Origin of the sequence: Psychroflexus salinarum (genome assembly GCF_042677225.1) — a bacterium.
Taxonomy (GTDB): domain Bacteria; phylum Bacteroidota; class Bacteroidia; order Flavobacteriales; family Flavobacteriaceae; genus Psychroflexus; species Psychroflexus salinarum.
Genome location: NZ_JBHTIV010000006.1, coordinates 52,644 through 78,354, shown reverse-complemented (window position 1 = coordinate 78,354; position 25,711 = coordinate 52,644). Strand labels below are relative to the sequence as shown.

The following is a 25,711-nucleotide window of genomic DNA, read 5'->3' as shown; positions in this document are numbered from 1 at the left end:
ATTAAAACTATGAAAATAATCAAATTATTAAGTTTAAGTCTTGTGGCCACACTAGTTTTTAGTGCATGCTCAGACGATGATGATGCACCACAAGTCATTAATGAAGAAGAAGAAATCACAACTTTGAAGGTGTTTTTAACTCCTGACGGAGGTCAAGAATTTGAAGCCTTTAGCTATACCGACTTAGATGGAGGTGTTTCTGATCCAGTAGTTTCTACAAGCGAATTACAAGCCAATACTACTTATAAAGGTAGAACGCAGTTTCTTAATGAGAATGAAGAACCCGTGGAAGATATTACCGAAGAAGTTGTTGAAGAAGGTGAAGAACATCAGGTTTTTTATTTACCAGCAAATTCACTAGACTTTACGATTCAATACAGTTTGGTAGGTGAAAATATTGATGCTGATGGAAACCCTATAGGAGTAGAATTTACTTTGGAAACAGGATCTGAAAGCCAAGGCAATTTTACCGTTTTGTTGATTCATGAAGGAAATAAGTTTGCAGAAGGTGCCAGTGATGGAATATACGATGCAGATTTAGTTGGAGGAGAAACCGATATCGAGGTAACATTTAATGTAAGTATCCAGTAATTTATGACAACATAGCTAAACAACTTCAGCATTAAAAAAGAGCTGTCCTTAATGTTTGTGTGATATTTAAAGTTCTGTATCAATTAGCCCTTTAAATAATCTGCAACATAAGAGGGACAGCTTTTTTTATGCAAAACTATTGAATTTAAAAGTAAGTGACTTCACTAAAGAATGATTACTTTAGTAAAAACTTGCATTATGAGTGAAAGAGACGGACAATTATTGAAAATCCGACCTGAAGTTACAAAAGCAAAAGTTGAAGCTTCTACTTTGAGTTTAGAATCTTTTCAAAATTCAACCTTAAGACCCATTGCAAAATTTCAAAATGAGCTTATCCTTTCAATATTTGGAAATTATATCATAAGATATAAAAATGTGTTTTATAAACTAGGAACTGAAGAAAAACTCAATTACATCGAGAATACAGTAAAAAAAGATTCTAAGTTCAAAAACCTGATAAGAGGAGTCTTTATGGGGCATTTCACTATTGATGAATACAAATTCTATCACGAAAATTCTTCAGAAATAAATAAAAGAATTATTAATTTGACCAAAGAACGTTTACAAACTCAACCGCAATATTTTGAAAAACAAAGTGCATAATACGTTAAGACATTTACACTATCCAAAAGCTTTAAAACTAAAGCGTAAGCCTATTCAGAATCAAATACCAGGAAAAATAACTTATGTAGGAGAAGAAACTTCTGAAGATACAGTTATTAACGTCATTAGTTTTAATGAAGAAAAAGTTATTTACCATAATAACTGTTCTGTTGAAAAAGTACTTGAATTGGTCACACATGAAACAGAATTTAAACACTGGATCAATTTTGTAGGTGTTCATAATGTCGAGAAACTAGCCAACCTAGGTACATTACTTAATATTCATCCATTGATACTTGAGGATATTGCTAATACGAAGCAAAGGCCAAAATTGGATGAATTTGACGATTATGTATTCTTTGCTCTTAAAATGATTTTTCACAATGAAGCCGGCTTATTGATTAAAAATCATTTTGGAATTGTTTTCAATCAATCTTATATTATTTCTTTTCAACAGTCACAGGATACTATTTTCAATTCTATACGTGAACGTATTCATAACAAAGTTGGAAGGATTCGTATAAGAGGTACAGATTATCTTTTCTATGCTCTTATAGATGCAGTAGTTGACAATTATTATAATGTCACTGAAACAATTGAAGAAAAAACTGAAAATCTTGAAGATAGAATTTTGAAAGATGCCCATAATGCTTCAACTAATGAGATTCAATCACTAAAAAGAGAGATATTGAGTCTTAGAAAAGCAATTTTCCCTGCTAAAGAACTTATTAGAAAGCTACAAATATCAAAGCATGAGCTATATGATCAATCTACTAAAGCTTATATAGCAGATTTATATGACCATATTTTGCAAGTCACTGAAAACGTTGATATCTATCGAGAAATCGTTTGGGGGTTGATGGACATGTATATGAGTAGCCTAAGTAATAAAATGAATCAGGTGATGAAAGTGCTCACCATTATGTCTTCTATTTTTATACCGCTCACCTTTATCGCTGGTGTTTATGGAATGAATTTTGAATTTATGCCAGAACTTGGTTACAAACCAGCTTACTTTATTGTATTAGCAGTCATGTTAATAATGACTTTAGCTCTAATTTACTTTTTCAAAAGAAAAAATTGGTTTTAAGATTTTAGTGAGACCTTATTTAAAATTAGACCTGAAGCTTGAGCTATATGTTCAAGCTTTATTTTGTTTTTACCATCAATAATTTTTTCAAGTTCTTCGAGATCGATTTTGTGTCTACCAAGATCTATTAACGCTCCCATCATCAATCGTATTTGCTGTCGTTTAAAACCCTCTCCTACTACCTTCAGAACATAGCTAAGCTCTGGAAAGAAATTAGCGGTATAAATCGAGTTTTCTGTCAGTTCACAAACATCGATTTTACCTTCGGTTTGAGTTTCGGGATTAGGTCTGAAAGTAAAAGAATAAAAATCATGTTCCCCCTCAAATAACTTCGCTCCTTTTTTCATGAGATGAATATCCAAATCTTCCTGAAGGTTGACCATCAATGGTGCACAAAAAGGATGCATTTTCTCTTTTATACAAAAGAAATAGAGGTATTCTTTCACTTTAGGATGCTGAATGATATTAAAACCTGCAGTGGTTTCTTTAATAGAAAGACACTTTATGTCTTGAGGAAGGTTTTTATTAAACTCCTCAAGAAAGGTATCTAAATTTAGTTCATCTTCATAGATGAATATCTCGGCATAAGTTTGATTTACAGATACCATAGCATCGGTTCTGCCAGCGGCAATCACTTTGAAACGCTTACCCTCCAAGATATAATTCAGCGTTCTGCTGAGCATGTGTTCAACGGTGAGCACATCTGGCTGCTTTTGCCAGCCATGATATCTAAAACCTAAATATTGAAGTTGAATAAGATAGTAGAACCGTTTATACTGCATAATACGGAGTTAAAGCTATTTCTTGATTCTAAACTTTAAAATATCTTCAACATCTTTTAATTTGAAACCTTTCTGCTGAAGTAAAATGAGGTAATGAAAAAGCAAATCTGCACTTTCATTTAAAAACAATTCATCATTTTTATCTTTGGCTTCAATAACCACTTCTACAGCCTCTTCTCCTACTTTTTGAGCAATTTTATTAACACCTTTTTCAAAAAGACTCGCCACATAACTTTCGTCTGGTTTGCCTTCTTCCTTACGTTGTGTAATCGTGTTTTCTAAATGAGTTAAAAAACCAAAAGTGGTTTCATTATCTTCTTTCCAGCATGTATCTGTTCCTTTGTGACAAGTAGGCCCGTTGGGATGAACGCTGACAAGCAACGTATCATTATCACAATCTACTTTTATATCTACTAAATCCAAAGTATTACCACTTTCTTCTCCCTTAGTCCACAATCTATTTTTGCTACGGCTGTAAAAAGTTACCATTTTGGTATCCAGTGTTTTTTTGTAGGCTTCTTCATTCATGTACCCTAGCATCAATACAGTTTTAGTTACCGCATCCTGTACAATTGCTGGAACTAAGCCATCTTTATTTTTGTTGAATTCAATAGTCATAAGTAAATGTTTTAATAGACTAAGATTAATGACTTTTGTCCTAAGTTTCGTGGGACTAGAAGTGGCATTAAACTTAGAACAATTATAGAAATTTATAATGTTATATTCTGATAGAAATTCCGTTTGCTTTTAATTCCTTTTTCAAGTCAGGAATATCAATTTCCTTAAAGTGAAAAACGCTTGCTGCCAAAGCTGCATCTGCTTTGCCAAACTTAAATGTATCTTCGAAGTGTTTAACATTTCCTGCACCACCAGAAGCGATGATTGGAATATGGAGTTCTTCAGATAATTTTGCTAAAGCTTCGTTTGCGAAGCCAGCTTTGGTGCCGTCATTATCCATAGAGGTAAACAGAATTTCTCCTGCACCCAATTCCTGAACTTCCTTTGCCCATTCAAATAAATCAATATCTGTAGGTTGCTTCCCTCCTACTAAATGTACTTTCCAGTTACCGTCAATTTGCTTAGCGTCAATTGCAACAACAACACATTGAGACCCAAAGCGCTTAGCTACTTCTGATATTAATTGGGGATTTTTTACCGCTGCAGAATTGATTGACACTTTATCTGCACCAGATTTTAGGAGCAATGCAACATCTTCTACTGAGGATATTCCACCACCAACGGTGAAGGGAATATTGATATGCTTAGCGATTTCTTCGACTAGCTTAGCTAGAGTCTTTCTTCGTTCCTCTGTCGCTGAAATGTCCAAAAACACCAATTCATCTGCATAATTATCAGCATATATTTTGGCTAATTCTACTGGATCTCCAGCATCTCGGAGTTCTACAAAATTGACGCCCTTTACAGTGCGACCGTTTTTAATATCCAAACAAGGTATAATTCTTTTTGTAAGCAAAGTCTTTTCTTTTAGTGTTCTAAAACAAATTTTTCTAATTCTTTCAAGCTAATCCTATTCTCGTAAATAGCTTTACCTATGATTACGCCCTCACAACCAATTTCGAAAACTTCTTCTAAATCTTGAAGTTTTGATATACCGCCTGAAGCAATAAGTTTAAGATCAGGATTATTTTTAAGAATAGATCTATATAAATCTACTGAAGGTCCTTCTAACATGCCATCTTTGGAAATATCTGTCGAAATCACATATTCAATACCTTCATTTACAAAATCCTTGATAAATTTCTCAATTTGAAGGTCTGAAGATTCTTTCCAACCTCCAGTGGCAATTTTTCCATCTTTAGCATCGGCTCCAAGAATAATTTTCTGAGAACCAAATTTAGATACCCAATCCAAAAATAAGGCCTTGTTGGAAACTGCAATACTTCCTCCTGTAATTTGTTGAGCACCGCTTTCAAAAGCAATTTTTAAATCTTTATCAGATTTTAATCCGCCTCCAAAATCGATTTTCAAATTTGTTTGTGTTGCTATTTTTTCAAGAATCTTGTGGTTAACGATATGCTTTGATTTTGCACCATCCAGATCTACGAGATGTAAAAATTCAATACCGCTATCCTCAAAAGCTTTCGCCACTTCTAGTGGGTTTTCATTATAAACTTTTTTAGTGTCGTAATCACCCTTGGAAAGTCTTACACACTGACCTTCAATGATATCTATGGCTGGTATTATTCTCATGTTATCGTTGTTCGTTAATCGTCTTTATTCGTGGTTAGTTTTCAGTGGATTTTGGCTCTTTTATAAGTTTTAACTTGATTTTACGGAATGCCTTCACACCTCTTACACTTTACTTAATGCTAATTAGTTACTACTGTTCAAAATAAAATTTTTCAAAATCTGTTCACCAATTTTTCCAGACTTCTCTGGATGAAATTGAACTCCATAGAAATTGTCTTTATGAAGCGCTACGCTATATTTTAAACCATAATCTGTTGAAGCAATACTGTTTTTGTGATTTGGAACATAATAACTGTGTACCAAATACATATAAGAGTTTTCTTCAATGTCTTTAAATAAATCCGATTTCAAGTCAAAAATAATATTCCATCCTACTTGCGGGACTTTTAAATCCGTATTGAATTTAATCACATCGACATCAAATATGTCAAGTCCCTTAGTATCGCCTTCTTCGCAATGTTTACACATCAATTGCATACCAAGACATATTCCTAAAACAGGTTGTTTCAAATTTGGTATTACAGTGTCCAGTCCAGTATTTTTCAACATGTTCATGGCACTACTTGCTTCACCAACACCTGGAAAAATAACTCGATCTGCAGATTTAATCGTTTGAGCATCACTTGTTAATTTTGACTCGTAACCTAAGCGCTGCAATGCAAATTCTATACTTTTCACATTACCCGCACCGTAATCTATAATAGCTATTTTCATGTGTTTTTTTATATTTTTTTAAAGGTCACATGTAAACTTTTATGACTAAAATATTCATTTTACAGAATGTCTAATGAGTATTTTAATCATGTCGGTTTCATCTAAAGTTGTCCTTTTGTACTTGGTAAAATCATTTTTTCTGCATCGCGTTTCACTGCCATTTTTATTGATTTGGCAAAAGCTTTGAAAATAGCCTCAATTTTGTGATGCTCGTTATCGCCTTCAGCTTTTATGTTTAGATTACATTTAGCACCGTCAGTAAAGGATTTGAAAAAGTGCATAAACATTTCTGTTGGCATTTCACCAATTTTTTCTCTCTTAAATTCAGTATTCCAGACTAACCAATTTCTTCCTCCAAAGTCAATAGCAACTTGTGCTAAGCTATCGTCCATCGGTAAACAGAATCCATAACGTTCAATGCCAAGTTTGTTTCCTATGGCTTTTGCAAAAACTTCTCCCAAAACAATAGCTACGTCTTCTATGGTATGGTGTTCATCAACTTTTAGGTCTCCTTTAGCTGTTAATTTAATATCGACATGACCGTGTCGAGCAATTTGATCTATCATATGATCGAAAAAGTGAATTCCAGTAGAAATATCACTTTTCCCAGTACCATCAAGGTTAATCCTGACTTCAATATCGGTTTCTTTAGTAGTACGTTTTAAACTGGCTGATCTCGTTTCTAACTTTAGAAAACTGTAAATTTCTTTCCACGAATTCGTCCTCAAGGCAACAAAAGACTCCAATTCAGAATCAGAATTCTCGGTTTCTCCTTCACCTAAATTAGTTTTATTATCGATAAAAATGCCTTTAGCACCAAGGTTTTTAGCTAATTCCACATCGGTCATTCGATCACCGATAACAAATGAGTTTTCAAGATCGTAATCAGACTCAAAATATTTAGTCAATAAACCTGTTTTTGGCTTTCTTGTAGGCGCATTTTCTTCTGGAAAGGTTTTATCAATATACACATCTTCAAAGTGAACACCTTCATTTTCAAATGTATGAATAATAAAATTTTGGACAGGCCAGAAAGTATGTTCAGGGTATACGTCCGTACCCAGACCATCTTGATTAGTAATCATCACCAATTCGTAATCCAATTCTGAAGCGATTTTACTCATATATGTAAACACTTCGGGATAGAAATCTAACTTTTCAAAACTATCAATTTGCTCATCTGCTGGTTCTTTGATGAGCGTTCCATCTCTATCTATAAATAAAATTTTTTTCATAAATTAAGTTGTTTTAAAGCTTCTAATAAAGTTTGATTTTGTTCTGGAGTTCCTACGGTAAACCTCAAACAATTTTCGCAAAGGTGCTGATTTGTTCTGTTTCTCACTACTATTTTTTGTTCTAAAAGCTGATCATATCTGTAATTAGCATTATCAACCTTGCAGAGTAAGAAATTAGATTCTGAAGGATAAATGTGCTCAATCCAACTTATGTTTTTAAAAGCTTCTGAAAGAATTTCACGTTCAGATTTTATAATCTCTACCTGAAATAAGTAGATTTCATAATTTTTAATCACATCTATAGCCATTTTTTGACTTAACTGATTAATGTTGTAAGGAGGCTTAATCTTGTTCAGCACTGAAATAATTCGTTCACTAGCAAAACACATTCCTACGCGTATTCCAGCGTGAGCAAGAGCTTTAGAGAAGGTCTGGGTAATGATTAAATTAGGATAGTCATTCAATTCTGAAATAAATGAGCTGTTAGCGGCAAAATCGATATAAGCTTCATCAATTACCACCAATCCAGAAAATTCATCTAAAATGCTTTTGATATCGTTGATCTGAAGAAGATTTCCAGAAGGATTATTTGGAGAACAGATAAAGATTAATTTAGTCTGTTTAGTGATTGAAGAGAAAACAGAGTCGACATCAATCTGAAAGCCTGTTTTCAAAGGAACTGAAACAGTTTTGATGTTGTTTAGGTTTGCTAAAACCTCGTACATCCCATAGGTTGGAGGCATAGTGATGATTTCATCTTCTTTAGGCTCACAAAATGCTCTAAAAATCAAATCTAAAACTTCATCGCTACCGTTTCCAAGTAAAATATTTTCTTTTGGAATTTGTTTTATTTCAGAAATGGCAGCTTTCAACTCATGTTGATAAGGATCAGGATAGCGATTATAATCCGAATTGAATGGATTTTCATTCGCATCTAGAAATAAATAATCCTCAGCGCCAGCATTGAATTCATCCCTTGCAGAAGAATAAGCCGACATATTTTTTACATTTTTTCTTATCAGGTTATCTAACTTCATTTTCCAGTATTATTTATTTTCAACCTCATTTCTTCGCAAAGTCATCGCATTTTTGTGAGCCTGCAAACCTTCTGCTTCAGCCATGAGCTCTACTGCTTCACCGATACTTCTGATACCTTCTTCTGTTATTTTTTGGTAAGTAATCGCTTTATTGAAACTATCTAAGTTTACACCACTGTATTGCTTTGCATAACCATTGGTTGGCAGCGTATGGTTCGTGCCAGAAGCGTAATCCCCAGCACTTTCTGGTGTATATTTCCCAATGAATACAGAACCGGCATTATTGATTCTTTCAACAAAATAATCATCGTCTTTTGTAGATATGATAAAGTGTTCTGGACCATAATAATCAATTAGTTCTAAAGCTGATGCTTTGTCTTTCACCAAAACAAATTTTGAATTTTCTATCGCTTTAGCTGCCATCTCTTTTCTTGGAAGGTCTTTCAATTGATTATCGATAGCTATTTTCACCTTGTCAATCGTTGCTTCATCGGTTGAAACTAAAACTACTTGAGAATCAAATCCGTGTTCAGCCTGACTTAATAAGTCTGAAGCTACAAATTCTGGATTTGCACTCTCATCGGCTACTACTAAGAGTTCTGATGGTCCAGCCGGCATATCAATAGCGACATCAAAAGTTGTCGCGACTTGCTTAGCAACGGTGACATACTGGTTTCCAGGTCCAAAGATTTTATAAACTTTGGGAATAGTTTCTGTACCGAACGTCATAGCGCCTATCGCTTGTATACCACCAACTTTGAAAACTTTATCAATTCCACAAAGTTGAGCGGTATATAAAGTTACAGGATTAATATTGCCCTGCTTGTCTGGAGGTGTGCACAAAACAATTTCATTACAACCTGCAATTTTTGCAGGAACTGCTAACATCAGAATAGTTGAAAATAAGGGGGCGGTTCCGCCTGGAATATATAAACCTACTTTCTGGATAGGTTTTTTGGCTTGCCAGCAAGTCACTCCTGGCTGGGTTTCAATTTTAACTGGCTCGGTTTTCTGAGCCTCGTGGAACTTGTGAATATTCGATTTAGCTAGTTTTATAGCAGATTTTAATTCATCTGAAACTTGGCTTTGAGCATTTTCAATATCAGCATTGCTTACTTCAAAATTTTTCAAATCCACGCCATCGAACATACTGGTGTACTTCAATACCGCTTCATCCCCACTTTGCTGAATGTTTTTGAAAATATCATCTACAGTAGTTTCGATATCTTTAAACGTCCGAGTGGGTCTTTTCAATAATTCAGCCCAGTCTTTTTTCTTCGGAAATTGAATCGTTTTCATTATAAAATCATTTTTTCTATTGGACTTACAAGAATACTTTCAGCTCCAGCTGATTTCAGCTCATCTATAATATCCCAAAACTTTTCTTGTTGAATAACAGTGTGCACAGAACTCCAGTTGGTTTCTGCAAGTGGCATTACCGTTGGACTCTTCATACCAGGTAAAATTTTGATGATTTCATCAAGCTTATCGTTGGGAGCATTCAGAAGTACGTATTTAGAATTTTCAGCTCTTAAAACGGCATTTATCCTAAATAAAAGTTTATCAAGGAGAATTTGTTTTTCAGCATTTAAATTAGGAGAACTTGTTAGAACAGCCTCACTTTTCAAAATAATATCAGACTCCTTCAGATTGTTTTTGAAAAGCGTACTTCCACTAGAAACGATATCACATATAGCATCGGCTAGACCTATATTTGGTGCTATTTCTACAGAGCCATTAATTATATGAATATTGGCATTAACATTATGCTTATCTAGAAATTTCTGAAGCGTGTTTGGATAAGATGTAGCAATCTGCTTGCCTTCGAGGTCTTTTACACCTTTGTAATCGGATTGTTTAGGAATGGCAAGAGAAACTTTACATTTTGAAAATCCCAGTCGCTTCTGAATTAATAAATCTTCCCCTTTTTCATGAAGTAAATTTTCTCCAACAATCGCTAAATCAGCAATTCCATCTCTCAAATACTGAGGAATGTCTCCATTTCTCAAATAAAATATTTCTAGAGGGAAATTGGAAGCATCTACTTTCAATTGATCTCTGCCATTATTAATAGAGATTCCACAATCTTTTAAAATCTTTAAAGATTCATCGTGCAATCTTCCTGATTTTTGGATAGCAATTCTTAGTTTTTCCATGTTTACTTGTTCAAATTTTAAAATTAAAAAACCCGTTAAAGCTAAATGCTCAAACGGGTTTTGTATATGTGTTAACTCTACATATTACACTCCAACCGCATTGAGCGAGCTAGGTAAATAATGATGTAGATGGTATAGTTTCATTGCTTTGCAAATTTAAACTAAATATTGAATTCTTAAAATGCTTTTCAGTTTTTAAGAGAAAATTAATTGTTGCCCAAGATGATTGGCATTCCATCTTTTCCAGAACCAATTACAATGACTTTAGAGTTTTCTGATTTAGATAACTCAATAGTAGCTTGTATTCCTTTTTCTTGAAGAATTTTATCAGTAAGAGAAGCACTCAAAATTTCGTTTGCTCTGGCTTTACCTTCTGCTTCAATTTCTACACGTTGCTTCTCTTTGGTAGCTTTTTCTAAACGAAATTCATACTCCAAAGATTCCTGCTCTTGCTTTAATTTTCGCTCAATAGCTTGTTTAATCGTAGGAGGAAGAGATACATCTCTCACTAGAATTCTATTAACCTGAACATATTGATTTTTCAACAGTTGCTGAGTTTCATCATACATTTCGTTTTGAATAGACTCTCTTTTTTGTGCGTATAATTCTTCAGGTTTGTAACGGCCAACAACTGTTCTAGTCGCAGATCTTACCGCTGGTTGAATCAAACGCGATATATACTTATCTCCTCTTTCTTTGTGCAATAAACCTAACTGATCATAAGTTGGTTCAAACCAAATTGTTGCATCCAGTTTGATATCCAAACCATTAGATGACAGAACTTGCATAGACTCATCTATTGTTTGCTGTCTTACTTCATAAACAAATACAGTATTCCAGGGAGCAACAATATGAAACCCTTCTTTCATGGGAGCTTCATCTGTAACAACACCTCCTCCAAATCTTTTAAACAAAACTCCAGCTTCACCAGAATTAATATTCACAGTAGAGTTAGCAATAAAAATAATAGCGATAACGACAACTATAATGATGGGTACAATCGCTTTAGGTAATCTTTCCATAGTAATAAAATTTAAATTAGGCCTTTATATTTTCTAAAAAACCATTCTAAACTCAAAGTTAAGACTAATAAAAAGATAAGCCATTCAAAATTGATTAAACTCTGTGAATTTCTGATAGATTTTTGTATTGATTTAGGCTTTTCTTCTTTCAACTTAGAAATTAATTCAGCTCGTTTAGAGAAAGTGTATAAATTTTCTTTTGAAACAAGTTTCTGAAGACTTTGTATATCAGCATTTTTAAACTGCATTTCACTTGAATAATCTAAAACCTGTAACCGACCTTCTTTTGTAAGTTCAACTTCTGAACTTTGAATTTTATAGGAATAATTTCCTGGCTCTAACTTTGATAAGTCTAATGTATACTGATTATCTCCTTTTATCAATCTTAAAGTTTTAGTGTCACCAGAATCCTTGTTTTCAAACCGTATATCAAAATCAGAACGCGTATCACTTTCATAATTGACATTGTAGTAACTTACTTTTAAAAATTTATTGTCTCCTGAATTTATAACAGGTTCAACTTCAACCCTGAGCGTGTTTTTTGATTTTGCTTGAGATAAAAACTGAACGATTTTCTGAAAGTTCTGATCAAATTTGATAAACGAAGAATTATCAACAAAATGCTTAGCTCTCCAACGCCAAAAATTCTCTCCAAACAAAACTGATTGTTTGACGCTATTTTCAGTTTTAAAGATCCATAAAGGAGATTCTACATTGATTCCGTTTAACTCTTTCTCTAGTAAAGTTGAATAATTCTTATTCAACTTTATGTCACCAAACTTGTCCTTAAGGGGTGGGTAATTCTTAAAGTTTATATTACTGACGAGAAATAAACTGAAATCAGGATTCAAAACTGATGAATATTCTTCAGTAGAAGAAATCAGTTCTTTTTGGAAACCAAGATTTAAGCTATTCAAAAGGTTATAATTGGTATGTGATCCACCTATGATAAAATAATTTATTCCTTTTTCTTTAACTTCTGTGATTAAATTCTGAAATGAAGCTTGAGGCTGATAGAAAATAAACAAATCATATTCTGAAAGTTCTATTGCGTCATCGGTTGTCTTATACTCGAATTCTAATTCTTTATTAGATTCCAAAACTCTATTGAAAAATCCTATATCTGGATGAATTAGATCTGAAACCAAAAGTATTTTCGACCTTGAATCTATAACGTCTACAGATACTGTTTTTTGATTATTGATTTTATTTTTCTCTTCTGAAAGTACCTCTAGTTCTACTTTCAAAACCTTCACCCCAACAGGTTCGGCCTTTAAAAGAAATTCAGTTCTTAATGAGCCATCAGATGGAATTTCAAGGGTTTTAGAAGCTATAACTCTATCATCCTGACTAATTTTTAAAGTTTGAACACTTAATTCAGGGGTATTTTGACTTACAAAAACTTCAACAGGAAATTTATTTTTGAAATATGCGTAATTATTGACGTTGACTAAGTCAATTTTTGTATCTCGGTAACTAGCTGTATCACCTAAGACCAGAACATTTGCTAAAACATTAGAATTGAAAGACTTGAAATTGTAATCCTCACCCAAACTTTGGTTTCCATCTGTCACCAACACAAAAGAAGTTTTAGGTTCATCTAAAGTATTAATGTAGTCAATAACTTTAGAAAGATCTGTAGAGGTTTCAGAGAAAGACAAGCTATCTGTAAGGGAATTTAAGTCAGACCCAAAGCTTATGAAGTCAACATCATAACTCTCGTTCAATTCGTTATCATTTCTAAGCTGATTAACGAATTGATTTAATTCTGAAAGAGAGCCTAATTTTTCTATAGATTCAGAGTTATCAAACGCTAAAACTAATTTTGGTTTTTCGAGGCTGTAAGTAGTGGTGTCTATTTTGGGATTAATAAGTAAAAGTCCCAACAAAAAAAAAGACAAAAATCTAAAAAGTGCGAGGACTCTTTGAGTTTTGTCTTTAAGAATATTTCGATATAAAATCAATGTCAAACTTGATGCACATGCAAAATTTAGAAAAAGCAAGAGCAAAAGTTGACTTGTCATCATTATTTATTAGGTTAACATCCCTCCATCAACGCTTAAGGTTTGTCCTGTGATATAAGAACTCATGTCACTAGCAAGAAAAACACAAGCATTTGCGATATCTTCGGGTTGTCCTCCACGTTTTAAAGGAATAGCTTGCCTCCATCCCTCTACAGTTTTTTCGTCAAGCTTTTTTGTCATTTCGGTTTCAATAAAACCAGGAGCAACGACGTTGGAACGGATATTCCTTGAACCTAGCTCTAGAGCGACAGATTTTGAAAATCCAATAATTCCAGCTTTGGAAGCAGAATAGTTAGCTTGGCCAGCATTACCCTTAATACCAACGACAGAACTTATATTGATAATGCTACCATGTCTTTGCTTTAACATCGGTCTTAAAACAGCTTTAGTTAAATTAAAAACAGAGTTCAAATTGATTTTGATAACTTTATCAAAATCATCTTCACTCATCCTCATCAACAAATTATCTTTAGTAATTCCTGCATTGTTTATCAGCACATCAATACTACCAAAGTCTTTAATGATATCATCAGACAGTTTTTGAGCTTGATCAAAATCTGAAGCATCAGATTGGTAGGCTTTTGCTTTAACCCCAAAAGTCTTTAAGTGTTCTTCTAATTCTTGAGCAGAGCTTGCAGACGAATTATAAGTAAAGGCTACATTGGCTCCGTGTTTAGCAAAAACTTCGGCAATGCCTTTTCCAATTCCACGGCTACCGCCAGTAATAATAACATTTTTTGAGTCGAGTAATTTCATAAAGCTTTAAGTTAAAATATAAAAAGCCCTTGTTTTACAAACAAAGGCTTTTGTACAATAGTATTATTTAGATAAAACTTCTGCTACTTTTTTACCAATTTCAGCAGGTGAATCTACGACGTGAATTCCAGAATCTTTTAGAATTTTTTTCTTTGCCTGTGCAGTATCTTCACTTCCACCTACAATTGCACCAGCATGTCCCATTGTTCTTCCAGCAGGAGCTGTTTCACCAGCGATGAAACCAATCACAGGTTTTTTACTACCACTATCTTTATACCACTTAGCAGCTTCTGCTTCTAGTTGTCCACCGATTTCTCCAATCATAACGACACACTCTGTGTCTGGATCACCAACAAGCATTTCTACAGCATCTTTGGTAGTTGTTCCAATGATAGGATCTCCTCCAATTCCAATAGCTGTTGTTATTCCAAACCCTTCTTTTACAACTTGATCTGCAGCTTCATAAGTCAATGTTCCAGATTTAGAAACAATACCTACTTTACCTTTTTTGAAAACAAAACCTGGCATGATGCCAACTTTAGCTTCACCTGGAGTAATAACACCAGGACAGTTAGGTCCAATTAGTCTGCAATCCTTATCTTTAATGTAATCTGAAGCTTTAATCATATCCTTAACAGGAATACCTTCAGTAATAGTGATAATGACTTTAATACCAGCGTCAGCGGCTTCCATTATTGCATCTGCAGCAAATGCTGGGGGAACAAAAATGATAGTAGTATCTGCTCCAGCTTTTTCAACAGCATCAGATACAGTATTGAAAACTGGCTTTCCTAAGTGTTTAGTACCGCCTTTACCTGGAGTAACACCACCAACTATGTTGGTACCGTAATCTATCATTTGTTCTGCATGAAAAGAGCCTTCACTCCCTGTAAAGCCTTGAACAATTATTTTTGAATCTTTATTTACTAAAACGCTCATAAGTATGTTTAATTTATGTTGAACAAAAGTAATTTTTTAGGACGAGCCTTAAAAATTATTAAGTATTTAATTGCTTAATAATGGTCATTTATAAAAGATAAAATGTCATCTAAGCCATCGTCGATGGGTTGAGACATAATATAACCCCTGTAAAGTTGATTATTTTTAATCTCCCAAATGCTGAAAAAATCTGCTAAACCAATAAGATCTTGAGATTCCATGGTTTCAACATTGTAAGTAAATCTTGCACAAACCTTATTTTTTTCTTCTAACAAATGAGAGAATTCTGGTGACATATTTTCAAAAGATTTTCCCATTTCAGTAGACATTGATTTGAATTTATCATAGTCAAATTGAAAAAAACCCTTGCTACTGTTCCAATCTATCTTAATTTTAGGATGAATATACTTTTCAAAATCGGCTGTATTTCTATAATACTTCGATGTGAAAAAATTTTTAACCAATTTTTTGTTATCTGAACTCATAAATTCTTCAATTTTTGAATGATTTCTGGGATTCTGCTTATATAACCTAATTCTCTATACTTTTTCTTAATATCATCTGCTGGAGTTCCAAAGTAAGTAGTATTAGGTTTTAGATTTTTACTAATTCCAGATTGAGCTAAAATAATTGCCTTTTTACCAATGGTCAATCCGCTTGCTATTCCAACTTGCCCCCAAATAGTAACTTCATCTTCAACTACGACACATCCAGCAATACCGGTTTGTGATGCGATAAGACATTTTTTTCCGATTATCGTATCGTGACCAACTTGGACTTGATTATCAAGTTTGGTCCCTTCACCTATAGTAGTTACTCCAGAAACACCCTTATCTATAGTACAAAGCGCTCCTAACTCAACATTATTTTCAATTTTAATACTACCGCCAGAAAGAAGTTTATCGTGATGCGTTGGTCTATTTTTGTAATAAAAAGCGTCTGCTCCAAGAACTACACCGGCATGTATTTGAACGTTATTTCCGATTTCAACACCATCATAAATACAAACATTACTGTGAATGATACAATTATCTCCAATTTTCACATGATTCCCAATAAAAACATTAGGCTGAATAATCGTATTTGCTCCAATCTTTGCAGAATTTGATAACGCCTGGCTTGAGCCTTTAAAAGGAGAAAAATGAGCCGTGATTTTATTAAAGTCGGTGAAAGGATCTTCTGAAATCAAAAGTGCTTTGCCTTCAGGGCAATCTACTTTTTTATTGATAAGCACCACACTAGCCTTAGACTCTAAAGCTTTATCGTAATATTTAGGATGATCTACAAATACAATATCTCCATGCTCTACGACATGAATTTCATTAATTCCTAAAATTTCAAAATCTGGTTCACCGACAAATTCAGCATTGATGAGCTTAGAAATCTGTTGAAGACTTTGTGGTTGTGGAAACTTCATTTAACTTATTCTTTGATTCGCTCTTTGTAAGTTCCCTTTTCAGTTTCAACTTTTACTTTATCACCTTCATTTATGAATAGAGGAACATTAACTTCTGCACCTGTTTCTAATGTTGCAGGTTTTGTAGCATTTGTAGCTGTATTTCCTTTAAGACCAGGTTCAGTTTGAGTTACTTCTAAAACAACATGTGGCGGCATATCTACAGAAAGTGGTAGATTATCTTCTGTATTTATCAAAATCGTCACAACCTCCCCTTCCTTTAGCAAATTTGGCATATCCAAAGCCGCTTCAAGCAGTCTAATTTGTGTAAAATCTTCCACATGCATAAAGTGATAAAATTCACCTTCTTGATATAAAAACTGATATTTATGAGTTTCTACCCTTACTTCTTCAATTTTGTGACCTGCAGAAAAGGTATTATCAATAACTTTTCCTGTAGTTACGCTTTTAAGTTTTGTTCTTACGAAAGCTGGTCCTTTACCAGGTTTCACATGCAAAAACTCAATTACTTTAAATATATCATGATTGTATCTTATGCACAATCCATTTCTAATGTCGCTTGTTGTAGCCATAATTTTTTAGTTTGAAAAATATCCTTTCATTATTCCTCTTTGGGAATCTTTTATAAACTGAAGTATTTCATCTCGTTCTGGAGTTGCTTCCATTTCAGCTTCAATAATAGAAACAGCCTGACTATTGTTGTAGTTTTTCTGATAGAGAATTCTATAAATGTTTTGAATTTCTCTTATTTTATCAGTGTCAAATCCTCGACGTCTTAATCCAACAGAGTTAATTCCAACATAAGATAATGGTTCTCTACCAGCTTTTACAAATGGAGGAACATCTTTTCTTACCAACGAACCACCAGTGATAAAAGCATGACGTCCAATACTACAAAACTGCTGTACAGCAGCCATACCTGCAAGGACGGCATAATCACCAACTACAATATGTCCTGCCAGAGTACTGTTGTTGGAAAATACACAATTGTCTCCAACAATACAATCATGAGCAATATGACAATAGGCCATGATCCAACAGTTTTTACCAACTTTGGTTTTCATTTTATCGCTAGTTCCTCTATTGATCGTCACACATTCTCGAATAGTTGTGTTATCTCCAATTTCAGTGATAGTATCTTCGTCTTCAAACTTTTTATCCTGTGGAACAGCAGAAATGACTGCTCCTGGAAAAATACTCACATTTTTACCTATGCGAGCACCTTCCATGATAGTAACGTTAGAACCAATCCAAGTGCCTTCGCCAATTTCTACGTTATTATGAATAGTCGTAAAGGGTTCTATCACCACATTTTTTGCAATTTTTGCTCCAGGGTGAACGTATGCTAGGGGTTGATTCATGTTATTTTGATTTTACAATTTGAGCCATGAGTTCTGCTTCACAAGCCAATTTATCATTTGCGTAAGCATAGCCCTGCATATGACAAATTCCACGACGTATAGGAGAAATAAGCTCCAATTTGAATATAAGTGTGTCTCCAGGGACCACTTGCTGTTTGAACTTGACATTATCGATTTTGATAAAGTAAGTCAGATAGTTTTCAGGATCTTCTACTGTACTTAAAGCTAAAATACCTCCAGTTTGAGCCATTGCTTCTATCTGAAGAACACCTGGCATTACTGGTTTACCAGGAAAATGACCTACAAAAAAAGGCTCATTCATGGTTACGTTTTTTGTTCCTATAACAGACTTATCTGTTAATTCAAATATTTTATCCACAAGTAAAAACGGTGGTCTGTGTGGAAGTCTGTTCATAATTTCAGTCACATCATAAAGAGGTGGCTTGTTGAGATCAAACTTAGGAACCTTATTTCGTTTTTCAACTTTAATAATCTTAGCTAACTTTTTAGCAAACTGAGTATTTATTGTATGTCCAGGTTTATTAGCTATTACTTTTCCCCTAATATGAGTTCCTACTAGAGCTAAATCTCCAATTACATCCAGTAACTTATGTCTAGCCGCTTCATTAGGGTAGTGAAGTGTAAGATTATCTAGAATTCCATTTGGCTTAATTGATATTTTATCTTTGCCAAATGCTTTTTTCAAACTTTCCATAGTATCTGGTGAAAGTTCTTTATCCACGTAAACAATTGCATTGTTTAAGTCTCCACCTTTTATAAGACCATTTGCAAGCATAGCTTCTAGTTCATGCAAGAAACTGAAGGTTCTAGAATCAGCAATTTCTTTTTTGAAATCACTCATCGTATTAAGATAAGCATTCTGGGTTCCTAATACTTTTGTTCCAAAGTCTACCATTGTTGTGACTTGATACTCATTTGAAGGCATCACAATAATTTCAGAACCTGTTTCATCATCTTTAAAGGAAATGACGTCTTCTACAATAAATTCATCTCTAGGAGCATCCTGCTCTTCAATTCCAGCTTTTTCTAGGGCTTCAACAAAAAACTTTGAAGAACCGTCCATAATGGGAGGTTCTGATGCATTAAGTTCTAAAAGAACATTATCTATACCCAAACCAACACAAGCTGCAAGAACATGCTCAGATGTTTGTATAATAACCCCGTTTTTCTCAAGACTAGTTCCTCTATCGGTACTGGTGACTAAACTTGCATCTGCAGGGATAATAGGCTCGCCTTCAAGATCTATTCTTTTGAAAGAAAATCCATGGTTTATAGGGGCTGGTTTGAATGTAAGGGTAACGTTTTGACCAGTGTGAAGTCCTACTCCGTGAAGAGAAAACTCCTTTTTTATGGTAGTTTGATTAATTATTTTCATTCTTGGAAAGTTGTTTTTCAATAGTGTCTATACGGTTCACGATTTTCGGGAAATTTCTAAAATGAACATAAGATTTATTAAAATCGCTATATCCAAAAGCTGGAGAGCCTTGTATAGCTTCGCCATCTTTTACGTTCCTTCCAACTCCAGTTTGAGCTTGAATTTTTACTCGATCTCCAATTTTAATATGTCCAGCGATACCAACTTGTCCGCCTATAAGGCAATTACTGCCGATTTTGCTTGATCCGGCTATTCCCGTTTGTGCGGCAATTGCTGTGTTTTCACCAATTTCTACATTGTGAGCAATTTGGATTTGGTTATCCAACTTTACTCCTTTCCTTATAATTGTTGAACCTAGAGTTGCTCTATCTATAGTTGTAGCAGCACCTATATCTACGTGATCTTCGATAATTACATTTCCTATTTGTGGAATTTTTGAATATTCTCCATTATCTGAAGGCGAGAATCCAAACCCATCTGCTCCAATAATTACACCACTATGAAATGTGCAGTGACTGCCAATTTGAGTTTCAGAATAAATTTTACTACCTGCAAATATTGTGACGTTATCCCCAATAGTTACATTGTCACCTATATAGACATTAGGATAAATTTTCACTTTATTTCCAATGATAACGTTTTCTCCAATGTAAGCAAATGCACCCACATAAATCTCATCACCTAACTTTGCAGAATCAGAAATTGAACTTGGAGTTTCTATACCCTTTTTATCCAATTTGATTTGGTTGTAGACTTCTAAAAGTTTGGAGAAAGCTTCATAGGAATCTTCAACTTTAATGAGTGTTGTAGATACTGGTTGATTTTTTTCAAAGGTTTTATTAACTATACAAATACTGGCTTCAGTTTCATATATGTATGGGGTGTATTTTGGATTAGACAGAAAGGTTAACGACCCTTTTACACCTTCCTCAATTTTGGAAAGCTTGTCGACTTCTGCATCTGGATTTCCCTCGATTGTTCCGTCTAATATATCGGCTATTTGTTGAGCTGTAAATTTCATCGTGGCAAAAATAGAAAAAAACGGTTAATTATTGGATTTTGGGTAACATATGTAGTTTTTCACAACAGCTTTTGACAAAGCTTTTAAATTTAATTGATCAGAAGCTGAGGATACATCTTTAATTTTTCCATTTTTATACCATATATTAATATGTTCTTTATCAGGCTGGTAAGCCAAATTTGATGTAGAACCCTCAAAGACGAAATACTCTGCTTCAGATTCTGAAATATTAAAATAACTACTTGCTTTTTTTAAATATTTCTCAAGTTTTTGAGGATCTATGGGTTCGTTTTTTAATTTAATTTTAAGTAAATCACGGTTTAGAATCATTTGACTCAGTTTACTTAGGACAAAATCTTCATGATTTTGCCAAACCTTTAGAGCTGAAATTATATCATAATCATCTAGCTTTGAAAATAATTCAAGAGTCGACTCATCAAAACTTTCAGAATTTATTTTATGCCTTAAAAAATAATTTAAGGTAGAATTTTCAATTTTTTCGTTGGTTGTTTCAAAAACAAATTTGGCTCGACGCAGCAATCTTATTAATATTTGCTCAGCACAAAGGCTGGTTTTGTGTAAATAGACTTGCCAATACATGAGACGTCTACCTACAAGAAATTTTTCTATGGAATAAATCCCCTTTTCTTCAACAACAAGTTGGTCATCAACCACATTCAGCATATTAATAAGCCGTTCACTGTTAATATTGCCTTCAGCAACACCTGTGTAAAAACTATCGCGTTTCAAATAATCTAAACGATCTATATCTAGCTGGCTTGAAATTAACTGGCAAAGAAAGTTTTTCTCATGATTTCCTCTAAAAATATCAATAGCAAGTGACAATTGTCCGTTGAATTCTGAGTTCAGTTGGTGCATGAATTTGAGTGAAAGATACTCATGAGAAATATCACTGACGATAGAATGTTCTAACGCATGGGAAAAAGGGCCATGACCTATGTCATGAAGTAGAATAGCGATTTGAACAGCTTCCTCTTCCTCTTCTGTAATATCAACTCCTTTGGATTTTAATATTTCAATTGATTTCTTCATGAGATGTAGACAGCCCAAAGCATGATGAAACCTAGTATGATTTGCTCCAGGATATACTAAATGGGATAATCCCATTTGAGTAATTCTCCTTAATCTTTGAAAATATGGATGTTCAATAAGATCGAAAATTAAAGCACTTGGAATGGTAATAAATCCATAAATAGGATCGTTTATTATTTTAAGTTTGTTCCTTTGGTTCAAATCAATTTTTTTTAAGAATCACAAATATACAGCTATATATGTCAAAGATAAAAGTACTCTGGGTGGATGATGAGATTGATTTGTTAAAGCCTTATATTTTATTTTTAGAGAAAAAATCTTATGAAGTTACTACTTGTCAAAGCGGATCCGAGGCTATAGATGAAGTCGCCAAGACAAATTTTGATATTGTTTTTCTTGATGAAAATATGCCTGGTCTCACCGGGCTTGAAACTTTGAATGAACTTAAAGCCATCAGAAATGATTTGCCAGTCATAATGATTACAAAAAGTGAAGAGGAATATATTATGGAGGAAGCTATTGGTTCAAAAATAGCAGATTACCTTATAAAGCCTGTGAATCCAAATCAAATTCTTCTTAGTCTAAAGAAGAACCTTGATCATTCTAGATTAATTTCAGAAAAAACAACATTAAATTATCAGCAGGAATTTAGAAAAATTTCTATGGAAATGACCAATGTAAATTCCTACCAGGAATGGATTGATTTATATTTGAAACTTATCTATTGGGAGCTTGAGCTTGAAACTGTTGAAGATAGTGGAATGTTTGAAATCCTTGAATCCCAAAAAATCGAAGCAAATATCGAATTCTGTAAGTTCATCGATCAAAATTATCCCACTTGGTTCGAAAAAAATGCAGATGCTCCTACTCTATCTCACACACTGTTTAAATCTAAAATTCTTCCCGAATTATCTAAAAAACAACCCACGCTTCTTGTGGTAGTAGACAATTTAAGATACGATCAATGGAAATCTTTTGAATCTACGATAGTCAATCATTATAAAAAAACCAAAGAAGAACCTTATTTCAGTATTTTACCTACTGCTACTCAATACGCTAGAAATGCATTGTTCTCAGGGTTGATGCCAGCAGATATGGAAAAGATTTATCCTGAATACTGGTTAAATGATACTGACGAAGGCGGAAAAAATCAATTTGAAAAAGAATTTCTTGAAGCTCAACTAAATAGGCTCGGGAAAGACTACAAAACAGAATACCATAAAATTACAAATGTCACAAAAGGCAAAAAGCTAGCTGAAAATTTCAGAAGCCAAAAAGACAACGACCTTACTGTTTTAGTGTATAATTTTGTGGATATGTTATCTCATTCCAAAACTGAACTGGAAGTTATAAAAGAACTTGCATCAAACGATAAATCATACCGATCTTTAACTCAAAGCTGGTTCAAAAATTCACCATTATTAGATATAATACAACAGGCACAGAATTTAGGTTTCAAATTGATTATGACAACAGACCACGGAACCATCAACGTGAAAAACCCATCAAAAGTTGTAGGTGATAAAAATACAAGTTTAAATTTGAGGTATAAAACAGGCAGAAGTCTTACGTATAATGAGAAAGATGTTGTAGTTGCCAAGGATCCGAAAAAAATACATTTACCTAGTATCAATATGTCAAGTTCATTCATTTTTGCTAAAGAAAACTACTTTTTAGCTTATCCCAATAATTATAATTATTATGTAAATTATTATAAGAACTCATACCAACACGGCGGAATATCGCTTGAAGAAATGATTATACCTTTTGTTGTAATGAAGCCAAAATAAAATTATGAAACTAAATTACCAGATAGAAGAACTCGAAGATATCGCAACTCAAATTTTAAATGAAGCTAATTCTAAATACATACTATTTTCTGGTGAGATGGGTGCTGGTAAAACAACACTTATAAAAGAACTTGTAAAGCAACTTGGAAGCAAAAATAAAGTTTCAAGCCCTACGTTTTCTTTGGTAAATGAATATGAGGGTGAAAAAAATGATATCTATCATTTCGACTTTTATAGAATAGATGATGAAACTGAAGCATTCGATATGGGTTTTGAAGATTATTTAGATGATAAGCATTATGTATTTATTGAGTGGCCAGAAAAAATATCAAATCTTTGGCCAGAACACTACACTTTTATAGAATTAAAACTAGATGAACATAACTCTCGTTCATTGACGTTACATGAGTTTTAAATAATTAAGAAGGGTTTCCGGTTTATTTTATTTATTTTCGCTTAACTATTTATTTCAATGAATCCACATTCTTCAAAATCACCTTTTTCAACTTCAGAATTGCTTCCACAAGAGGAAATGCTTGAAATACAACATTCAAAAGGTGAATTATTTATAGGATTACCAAAAGAAACTTCTTATCAGGAAAAAAGAGTCTGTCTAACACCAGATGCCGTAAGTGCTTTATGTTTGAACGGTCATAGAGTATTAATAGAAAGCGGAGCAGGTTTACAAGCCAACTTTAGTGATAAAGATTATAGCGAAGCTGGTGGTGAGGTCTCAAGAGATACAAACAAGGTTTTTGCTTGTCCAATTATTCTTAAAGTTGCCCCACCTTCTGAAGAGGAACTAGAAATGATTAAACCTCAAGCCATAATAATTTCTGCTCTTCAGCTTAAAACTCGGAATAAAACTTATTTTGTAACCCTTGCAAAGAAAAGAATTACCGCTCTAGCTTTTGAATTTATTAAAGATCAATTTGGAGGTTATCCTGCAGTAAGAGCACTCAGTGAAATAGCTGGAACCTCCTCTATTTTGATAGCATCTGAACTTTTATCAAATATGTTTGGAGGAAATGGACTCATGTTTGGAAATATAAGTGGTGTCCCCCCCGTAGAAGTAGTTATTCTTGGAGCAGGAACTGTTGGTGAATTCGCTACGAGAAGTGCTTTAGGATTGGGGGCTGGAGTTAAGGTTTTTGATAGTTCTCTCACAAAATTACGTTGCTTACAGAGCAATCTTGGGCGACCTATTTTTACATCAACATTACAGCCAAAAATACTTTTAAAAGCTCTAAAAAGAGCCGATGTAGTTATAGGCGCAGTTAGAGGTACAAATAGAGCTCCAGTAATTGTGACTGAAGAAATGGTCAAAAAGATGAAAAAAGGTGCTGTAATTATTGATGTAAGTATTGATATGGGCGGTTGCATTGAGTCTTCTGTTATGACAACGCATGATAGACCAACCATAGAAAAACACGGTATAATTCATTATTGTGTACCAAATATACCCTCCAGATATTCAAGGACAGCCTCACTTTCGATAAGTAATATTTTCACTCCTTATCTTCTTCAGATTGGAGAAGAAGGCGGTCTTGAACCTGCACTTAGAATTGATTCAGGCTTAAGAAATGGTCTTTATTTCTATCATGGTATATTAACCAACAAGTCTGTTGGAGATTGGTTTGATCTTAATCACAGAGATCCGAATTTACTTATATTTTAAAAAATTTACATGAAATTTATTCATAGACTAGGTTATTACTTATCTGGATTTGTAGTTGGTATTATTATGCTCATGTTTTTTTTGGGCGGAAAAAAAACGTCCTGTGATTGGGGTTTAGATGCTAGAGTTTTAAAAAACATAAGAAACAAAGAGCGTATTGTTGAAACTGAAGCTTTAAAATTTTTTGAAGAAAATAAAATTGATACTGCATCTATCTCTTATATATTAAAATCTGGTGATGTTAATTTTAAAAGAAGTAACATCGAAGCAAAGCCTTGTAAAATTTATCAAATTGAAGGGGTTATAAACAGTCGAGAGCTTGGATTGATATTTGAAAATTGTGATTCAACGGCCGTTTTAAAAAGAGCTTTAAATTTAAAATGATTTTATTTTTTTATAAAAACTTTTATTTTAAGTTTGTTAATAACAAACATGAAACAACATGAAACGCATCATAATTGATTACAAAAAACTTACGCCTGAAATACTTTCTCTTTTAGTTCAAAAGTATCCCGACGGATATGATGATCGAGATGTAGTTGTTTTCAAGAATGCCAAAAATGAAACAATTGAAGCAGTTGAAGTTAAAACTGAAGACACCGTTTATTTGGTGAAAATAAGTACAAGACTTGAAGATACAATGACCAAATTTGATGTAGAAGACTATGATGAGGATGAAATGGAAATGAATTATGTCGATTTACCTCAAAAAGATGATGACATGGAAGATGACGATTAAGTAATTATTAATCAATATATTAAAAATTAAAAGCCAGATATATCTGGCTTTTTTGTTTTCAAAACATTAAGAAATTGTTTCACTGCTATAAAGTAA

General features: G+C 33.5%; 28 protein-coding genes. 8 read left to right on the top strand and 20 right to left on the bottom strand.

Going from position 1 to position 25,711, the window contains the following annotated elements; translation table 11 throughout:
• Positions 1–9 precede the first annotated feature (9 nt).
• From ACFQ0R_RS06180 to corA, 3 genes are all read left to right on the top strand, one after another.
• Positions 10–591 carry a type 1 periplasmic binding fold superfamily protein gene (locus ACFQ0R_RS06180; protein ID WP_379657519.1) on the top strand — a complete coding sequence of 194 codons (582 nt, stop codon included), beginning with the start codon at positions 10–12 and terminating at the stop codon, positions 589–591.
• A gap of 198 nt (positions 592–789) precedes the next feature.
• Positions 790–1,194: a glyoxalase gene (locus tag ACFQ0R_RS06175; RefSeq protein ID WP_379657518.1), complete on the top strand. Its 405-nt coding sequence runs from the start codon at positions 790–792 to the stop codon at positions 1,192–1,194.
• Positions 1,175–2,284 carry a magnesium/cobalt transporter CorA gene (gene corA / locus ACFQ0R_RS06170; protein ID WP_379657517.1) on the top strand — a complete coding sequence of 370 codons (1,110 nt, stop codon included), beginning with the start codon at positions 1,175–1,177 and terminating at the stop codon, positions 2,282–2,284. The genes ACFQ0R_RS06175 and corA overlap by 20 nt, the downstream gene beginning before the upstream one ends.
• Here corA and ACFQ0R_RS06165 read toward each other — a convergent pair.
• The 20 genes from ACFQ0R_RS06165 to ACFQ0R_RS06070 form a co-directional block, all read right to left on the bottom strand.
• On the bottom strand, positions 2,281–3,066 hold the full coding sequence (locus ACFQ0R_RS06165) for a tRNA pseudouridine synthase A (RefSeq protein WP_379657516.1): 786 nt from the start codon (positions 3,064–3,066) through the stop codon (positions 2,281–2,283). The genes corA and ACFQ0R_RS06165 overlap by 4 nt on opposite strands.
• A 15-nt stretch (positions 3,067–3,081) precedes the next feature.
• Positions 3,082–3,684, bottom strand: coding sequence for a bifunctional phosphoribosyl-AMP cyclohydrolase/phosphoribosyl-ATP diphosphatase HisIE (gene hisIE, locus ACFQ0R_RS06160; protein ID WP_379657515.1), 603 nt, complete (start codon positions 3,682–3,684; stop codon positions 3,082–3,084).
• Positions 3,685–3,784: 100 nt separating this feature from the next.
• Positions 3,785–4,540: an imidazole glycerol phosphate synthase subunit HisF gene (gene hisF / locus ACFQ0R_RS06155; RefSeq protein ID WP_379657514.1), complete on the bottom strand. Its 756-nt coding sequence runs from the start codon at positions 4,538–4,540 to the stop codon at positions 3,785–3,787.
• Positions 4,541–4,551: 11 nt separating this feature from the next.
• On the bottom strand, positions 4,552–5,277 hold the full coding sequence (gene hisA / locus ACFQ0R_RS06150) for a 1-(5-phosphoribosyl)-5-[(5-phosphoribosylamino)methylideneamino]imidazole-4-carboxamide isomerase (RefSeq protein ID WP_379657513.1): 726 nt from the start codon (positions 5,275–5,277) through the stop codon (positions 4,552–4,554).
• Positions 5,278–5,400: 123 nt separating this feature from the next.
• Positions 5,401–5,991, bottom strand: coding sequence for an imidazole glycerol phosphate synthase subunit HisH (gene hisH, locus ACFQ0R_RS06145; RefSeq protein ID WP_379657512.1), 591 nt, complete (start codon positions 5,989–5,991; stop codon positions 5,401–5,403).
• 101 nt (positions 5,992–6,092) lie between these two features.
• On the bottom strand, positions 6,093–7,226 hold the full coding sequence (hisB, locus tag ACFQ0R_RS06140) for a bifunctional histidinol-phosphatase/imidazoleglycerol-phosphate dehydratase HisB (RefSeq protein ID WP_379657511.1): 1,134 nt from the start codon (positions 7,224–7,226) through the stop codon (positions 6,093–6,095).
• Positions 7,223–8,263, bottom strand: a complete 1,041-nt coding sequence (hisC, locus tag ACFQ0R_RS06135) for a histidinol-phosphate transaminase (RefSeq protein ID WP_379657510.1) — start codon at positions 8,261–8,263, stop codon at positions 7,223–7,225. Before hisC ends, hisB begins: the two co-directional genes overlap by 4 nt.
• Positions 8,264–8,272: 9 nt before the next feature.
• Positions 8,273–9,562 carry a histidinol dehydrogenase gene (gene hisD / locus ACFQ0R_RS06130; protein WP_379657509.1) on the bottom strand — a complete coding sequence of 430 codons (1,290 nt, stop codon included), beginning with the start codon at positions 9,560–9,562 and terminating at the stop codon, positions 8,273–8,275.
• A complete protein-coding gene (hisG, locus tag ACFQ0R_RS06125) occupies positions 9,562–10,419 on the bottom strand; it encodes an ATP phosphoribosyltransferase (protein ID WP_379657508.1) in 858 nt (285 codons plus the stop codon). The genes hisD and hisG overlap by 1 nt, the downstream gene beginning before the upstream one ends.
• Positions 10,420–10,625: 206 nt before the next feature.
• Positions 10,626–11,441 (bottom strand): prohibitin family protein, encoded by an 816-nt coding sequence (locus tag ACFQ0R_RS06120; RefSeq protein ID WP_379657507.1) that lies wholly within the window; start codon positions 11,439–11,441, stop codon positions 10,626–10,628.
• An 11-nt stretch (positions 11,442–11,452) separates the two neighbouring features.
• Positions 11,453–13,342 (bottom strand): hypothetical protein, encoded by a 1,890-nt coding sequence (locus ACFQ0R_RS06115; protein ID WP_379657506.1) that lies wholly within the window; start codon positions 13,340–13,342, stop codon positions 11,453–11,455.
• 132 nt (positions 13,343–13,474) lie between these two features.
• On the bottom strand, positions 13,475–14,221 hold the full coding sequence (gene fabG / locus ACFQ0R_RS06110) for a 3-oxoacyl-[acyl-carrier-protein] reductase (protein WP_379657505.1): 747 nt from the start codon (positions 14,219–14,221) through the stop codon (positions 13,475–13,477).
• A 63-nt stretch (positions 14,222–14,284) separates the two neighbouring features.
• The gene (gene sucD / locus ACFQ0R_RS06105; protein WP_379657504.1) at positions 14,285–15,160 is read right to left on the bottom strand and encodes a succinate--CoA ligase subunit alpha; all 876 of its coding nucleotides are present in this window, start codon (positions 15,158–15,160) and stop codon (positions 14,285–14,287) included.
• Between the two features lie 74 nt (positions 15,161–15,234).
• Complete coding sequence (locus tag ACFQ0R_RS06100) at positions 15,235–15,645, bottom strand: hypothetical protein (RefSeq protein WP_379657503.1); 411 nt, start codon at positions 15,643–15,645, stop codon at positions 15,235–15,237.
• A complete protein-coding gene (locus ACFQ0R_RS06095; RefSeq protein ID WP_379657502.1) occupies positions 15,642–16,577 on the bottom strand; it encodes a UDP-3-O-(3-hydroxymyristoyl)glucosamine N-acyltransferase in 936 nt (311 codons plus the stop codon). The genes ACFQ0R_RS06100 and ACFQ0R_RS06095 overlap by 4 nt, the downstream gene beginning before the upstream one ends.
• A 5-nt stretch (positions 16,578–16,582) precedes the next feature.
• A complete protein-coding gene (gene efp, locus ACFQ0R_RS06090; protein ID WP_379657501.1) occupies positions 16,583–17,149 on the bottom strand; it encodes an elongation factor P in 567 nt (188 codons plus the stop codon).
• Positions 17,150–17,155: 6 nt separating this feature from the next.
• Positions 17,156–17,938: an acyl-ACP--UDP-N-acetylglucosamine O-acyltransferase gene (lpxA, locus tag ACFQ0R_RS06085; RefSeq protein ID WP_379657500.1), complete on the bottom strand. Its 783-nt coding sequence runs from the start codon at positions 17,936–17,938 to the stop codon at positions 17,156–17,158.
• Between the two features lies 1 nt (position 17,939).
• Positions 17,940–19,334, bottom strand: a complete 1,395-nt coding sequence (locus ACFQ0R_RS06080; protein WP_379657499.1) for a bifunctional UDP-3-O-[3-hydroxymyristoyl] N-acetylglucosamine deacetylase/3-hydroxyacyl-ACP dehydratase — start codon at positions 19,332–19,334, stop codon at positions 17,940–17,942.
• Positions 19,321–20,355: a UDP-3-O-(3-hydroxymyristoyl)glucosamine N-acyltransferase gene (lpxD, locus tag ACFQ0R_RS06075; protein ID WP_379657498.1), complete on the bottom strand. Its 1,035-nt coding sequence runs from the start codon at positions 20,353–20,355 to the stop codon at positions 19,321–19,323. The genes ACFQ0R_RS06080 and lpxD overlap by 14 nt, the downstream gene beginning before the upstream one ends.
• A gap of 24 nt (positions 20,356–20,379) precedes the next feature.
• Positions 20,380–21,609 (bottom strand): HD domain-containing protein, encoded by a 1,230-nt coding sequence (locus ACFQ0R_RS06070; protein WP_379657497.1) that lies wholly within the window; start codon positions 21,607–21,609, stop codon positions 20,380–20,382.
• A 38-nt stretch (positions 21,610–21,647) separates the two neighbouring features.
• On the opposite strand from ACFQ0R_RS06070, the gene porX reads away from it, so the two are divergent.
• The 5 genes from porX to ACFQ0R_RS06045 are packed head-to-tail and all read left to right on the top strand — an operon-like array spanning position 21,648 to position 25,615.
• The gene (porX, locus tag ACFQ0R_RS06065) at positions 21,648–23,198 is read left to right on the top strand and encodes a T9SS response regulator signal transducer PorX (protein ID WP_379657496.1); all 1,551 of its coding nucleotides are present in this window, start codon (positions 21,648–21,650) and stop codon (positions 23,196–23,198) included.
• 4 nt (positions 23,199–23,202) lie between these two features.
• Complete coding sequence (gene tsaE / locus ACFQ0R_RS06060; protein WP_379657495.1) at positions 23,203–23,613, top strand: tRNA (adenosine(37)-N6)-threonylcarbamoyltransferase complex ATPase subunit type 1 TsaE; 411 nt, start codon at positions 23,203–23,205, stop codon at positions 23,611–23,613.
• A 57-nt stretch (positions 23,614–23,670) separates the two neighbouring features.
• A complete protein-coding gene (locus ACFQ0R_RS06055; protein WP_379657494.1) occupies positions 23,671–24,876 on the top strand; it encodes an alanine dehydrogenase in 1,206 nt (401 codons plus the stop codon).
• A 9-nt stretch (positions 24,877–24,885) separates the two neighbouring features.
• Entirely contained in the window at positions 24,886–25,260 is a 375-nt protein-coding gene (locus ACFQ0R_RS06050; protein WP_379657493.1) for a hypothetical protein, read from the top strand.
• A 58-nt stretch (positions 25,261–25,318) separates the two neighbouring features.
• Positions 25,319–25,615, top strand: a complete 297-nt coding sequence (locus ACFQ0R_RS06045) for a hypothetical protein (protein WP_379657492.1) — start codon at positions 25,319–25,321, stop codon at positions 25,613–25,615.
• Positions 25,616–25,711: the final 96 nt, after the last annotated feature.

Excerpts from the sequence above, each read along its gene's own strand:
- ACFQ0R_RS06095 (WP_379657502.1), bottom strand. The coding sequence starts at position 16,577 with ATGAAGTTTCCACAACCACAAAGTCTTCAACAGATTTCTAAGCTCATC.
- ACFQ0R_RS06175 (WP_379657518.1), top strand. The coding sequence starts at position 790 with ATGAGTGAAAGAGACGGACAATTATTGAAAATCCGACCTGAAGTTACA.
- hisD (WP_379657509.1), bottom strand. The coding sequence starts at position 9,562 with ATGAAAACGATTCAATTTCCGAAGAAAAAAGACTGGGCTGAATTATTG.
- fabG (WP_379657505.1), bottom strand. The coding sequence starts at position 14,221 with ATGAAATTACTCGACTCAAAAAATGTTATTATTACTGGCGGTAGCCGT.
- efp (WP_379657501.1), bottom strand. The coding sequence starts at position 17,149 with ATGGCTACAACAAGCGACATTAGAAATGGATTGTGCATAAGATACAAT.
- ACFQ0R_RS06100 (WP_379657503.1), bottom strand. The coding sequence starts at position 15,645 with ATGAGTTCAGATAACAAAAAATTGGTTAAAAATTTTTTCACATCGAAG.
- porX (WP_379657496.1), top strand. The coding sequence starts at position 21,648 with ATGTCAAAGATAAAAGTACTCTGGGTGGATGATGAGATTGATTTGTTA.
- ACFQ0R_RS06120 (WP_379657507.1), bottom strand. The coding sequence starts at position 11,441 with ATGGAAAGATTACCTAAAGCGATTGTACCCATCATTATAGTTGTCGTT.
- ACFQ0R_RS06080 (WP_379657499.1), bottom strand. The coding sequence starts at position 19,334 with ATGAAAATAATTAATCAAACTACCATAAAAAAGGAGTTTTCTCTTCAC.
- hisG (WP_379657508.1), bottom strand. The coding sequence starts at position 10,419 with ATGGAAAAACTAAGAATTGCTATCCAAAAATCAGGAAGATTGCACGAT.
- hisB (WP_379657511.1), bottom strand. The coding sequence starts at position 7,226 with ATGAAAAAAATTTTATTTATAGATAGAGATGGAACGCTCATCAAAGAA.
- ACFQ0R_RS06180 (WP_379657519.1), top strand. The coding sequence starts at position 10 with ATGAAAATAATCAAATTATTAAGTTTAAGTCTTGTGGCCACACTAGTT.
- sucD (WP_379657504.1), bottom strand. The coding sequence starts at position 15,160 with ATGAGCGTTTTAGTAAATAAAGATTCAAAAATAATTGTTCAAGGCTTT.
- lpxD (WP_379657498.1), bottom strand. The coding sequence starts at position 20,355 with ATGAAATTTACAGCTCAACAAATAGCCGATATATTAGACGGAACAATC.
- ACFQ0R_RS06045 (WP_379657492.1), top strand. The coding sequence starts at position 25,319 with ATGAAACGCATCATAATTGATTACAAAAAACTTACGCCTGAAATACTT.
- hisC (WP_379657510.1), bottom strand. The coding sequence starts at position 8,263 with ATGAAGTTAGATAACCTGATAAGAAAAAATGTAAAAAATATGTCGGCT.
- hisIE (WP_379657515.1), bottom strand. The coding sequence starts at position 3,684 with ATGACTATTGAATTCAACAAAAATAAAGATGGCTTAGTTCCAGCAATT.
- lpxA (WP_379657500.1), bottom strand. The coding sequence starts at position 17,938 with ATGAATCAACCCCTAGCATACGTTCACCCTGGAGCAAAAATTGCAAAA.
- ACFQ0R_RS06055 (WP_379657494.1), top strand. The coding sequence starts at position 23,671 with ATGAATCCACATTCTTCAAAATCACCTTTTTCAACTTCAGAATTGCTT.
- hisH (WP_379657512.1), bottom strand. The coding sequence starts at position 5,991 with ATGAAAATAGCTATTATAGATTACGGTGCGGGTAATGTGAAAAGTATA.
- tsaE (WP_379657495.1), top strand. The coding sequence starts at position 23,203 with ATGAAACTAAATTACCAGATAGAAGAACTCGAAGATATCGCAACTCAA.
- ACFQ0R_RS06050 (WP_379657493.1), top strand. The coding sequence starts at position 24,886 with ATGAAATTTATTCATAGACTAGGTTATTACTTATCTGGATTTGTAGTT.
- hisA (WP_379657513.1), bottom strand. The coding sequence starts at position 5,277 with ATGAGAATAATACCAGCCATAGATATCATTGAAGGTCAGTGTGTAAGA.
- ACFQ0R_RS06165 (WP_379657516.1), bottom strand. The coding sequence starts at position 3,066 with ATGCAGTATAAACGGTTCTACTATCTTATTCAACTTCAATATTTAGGT.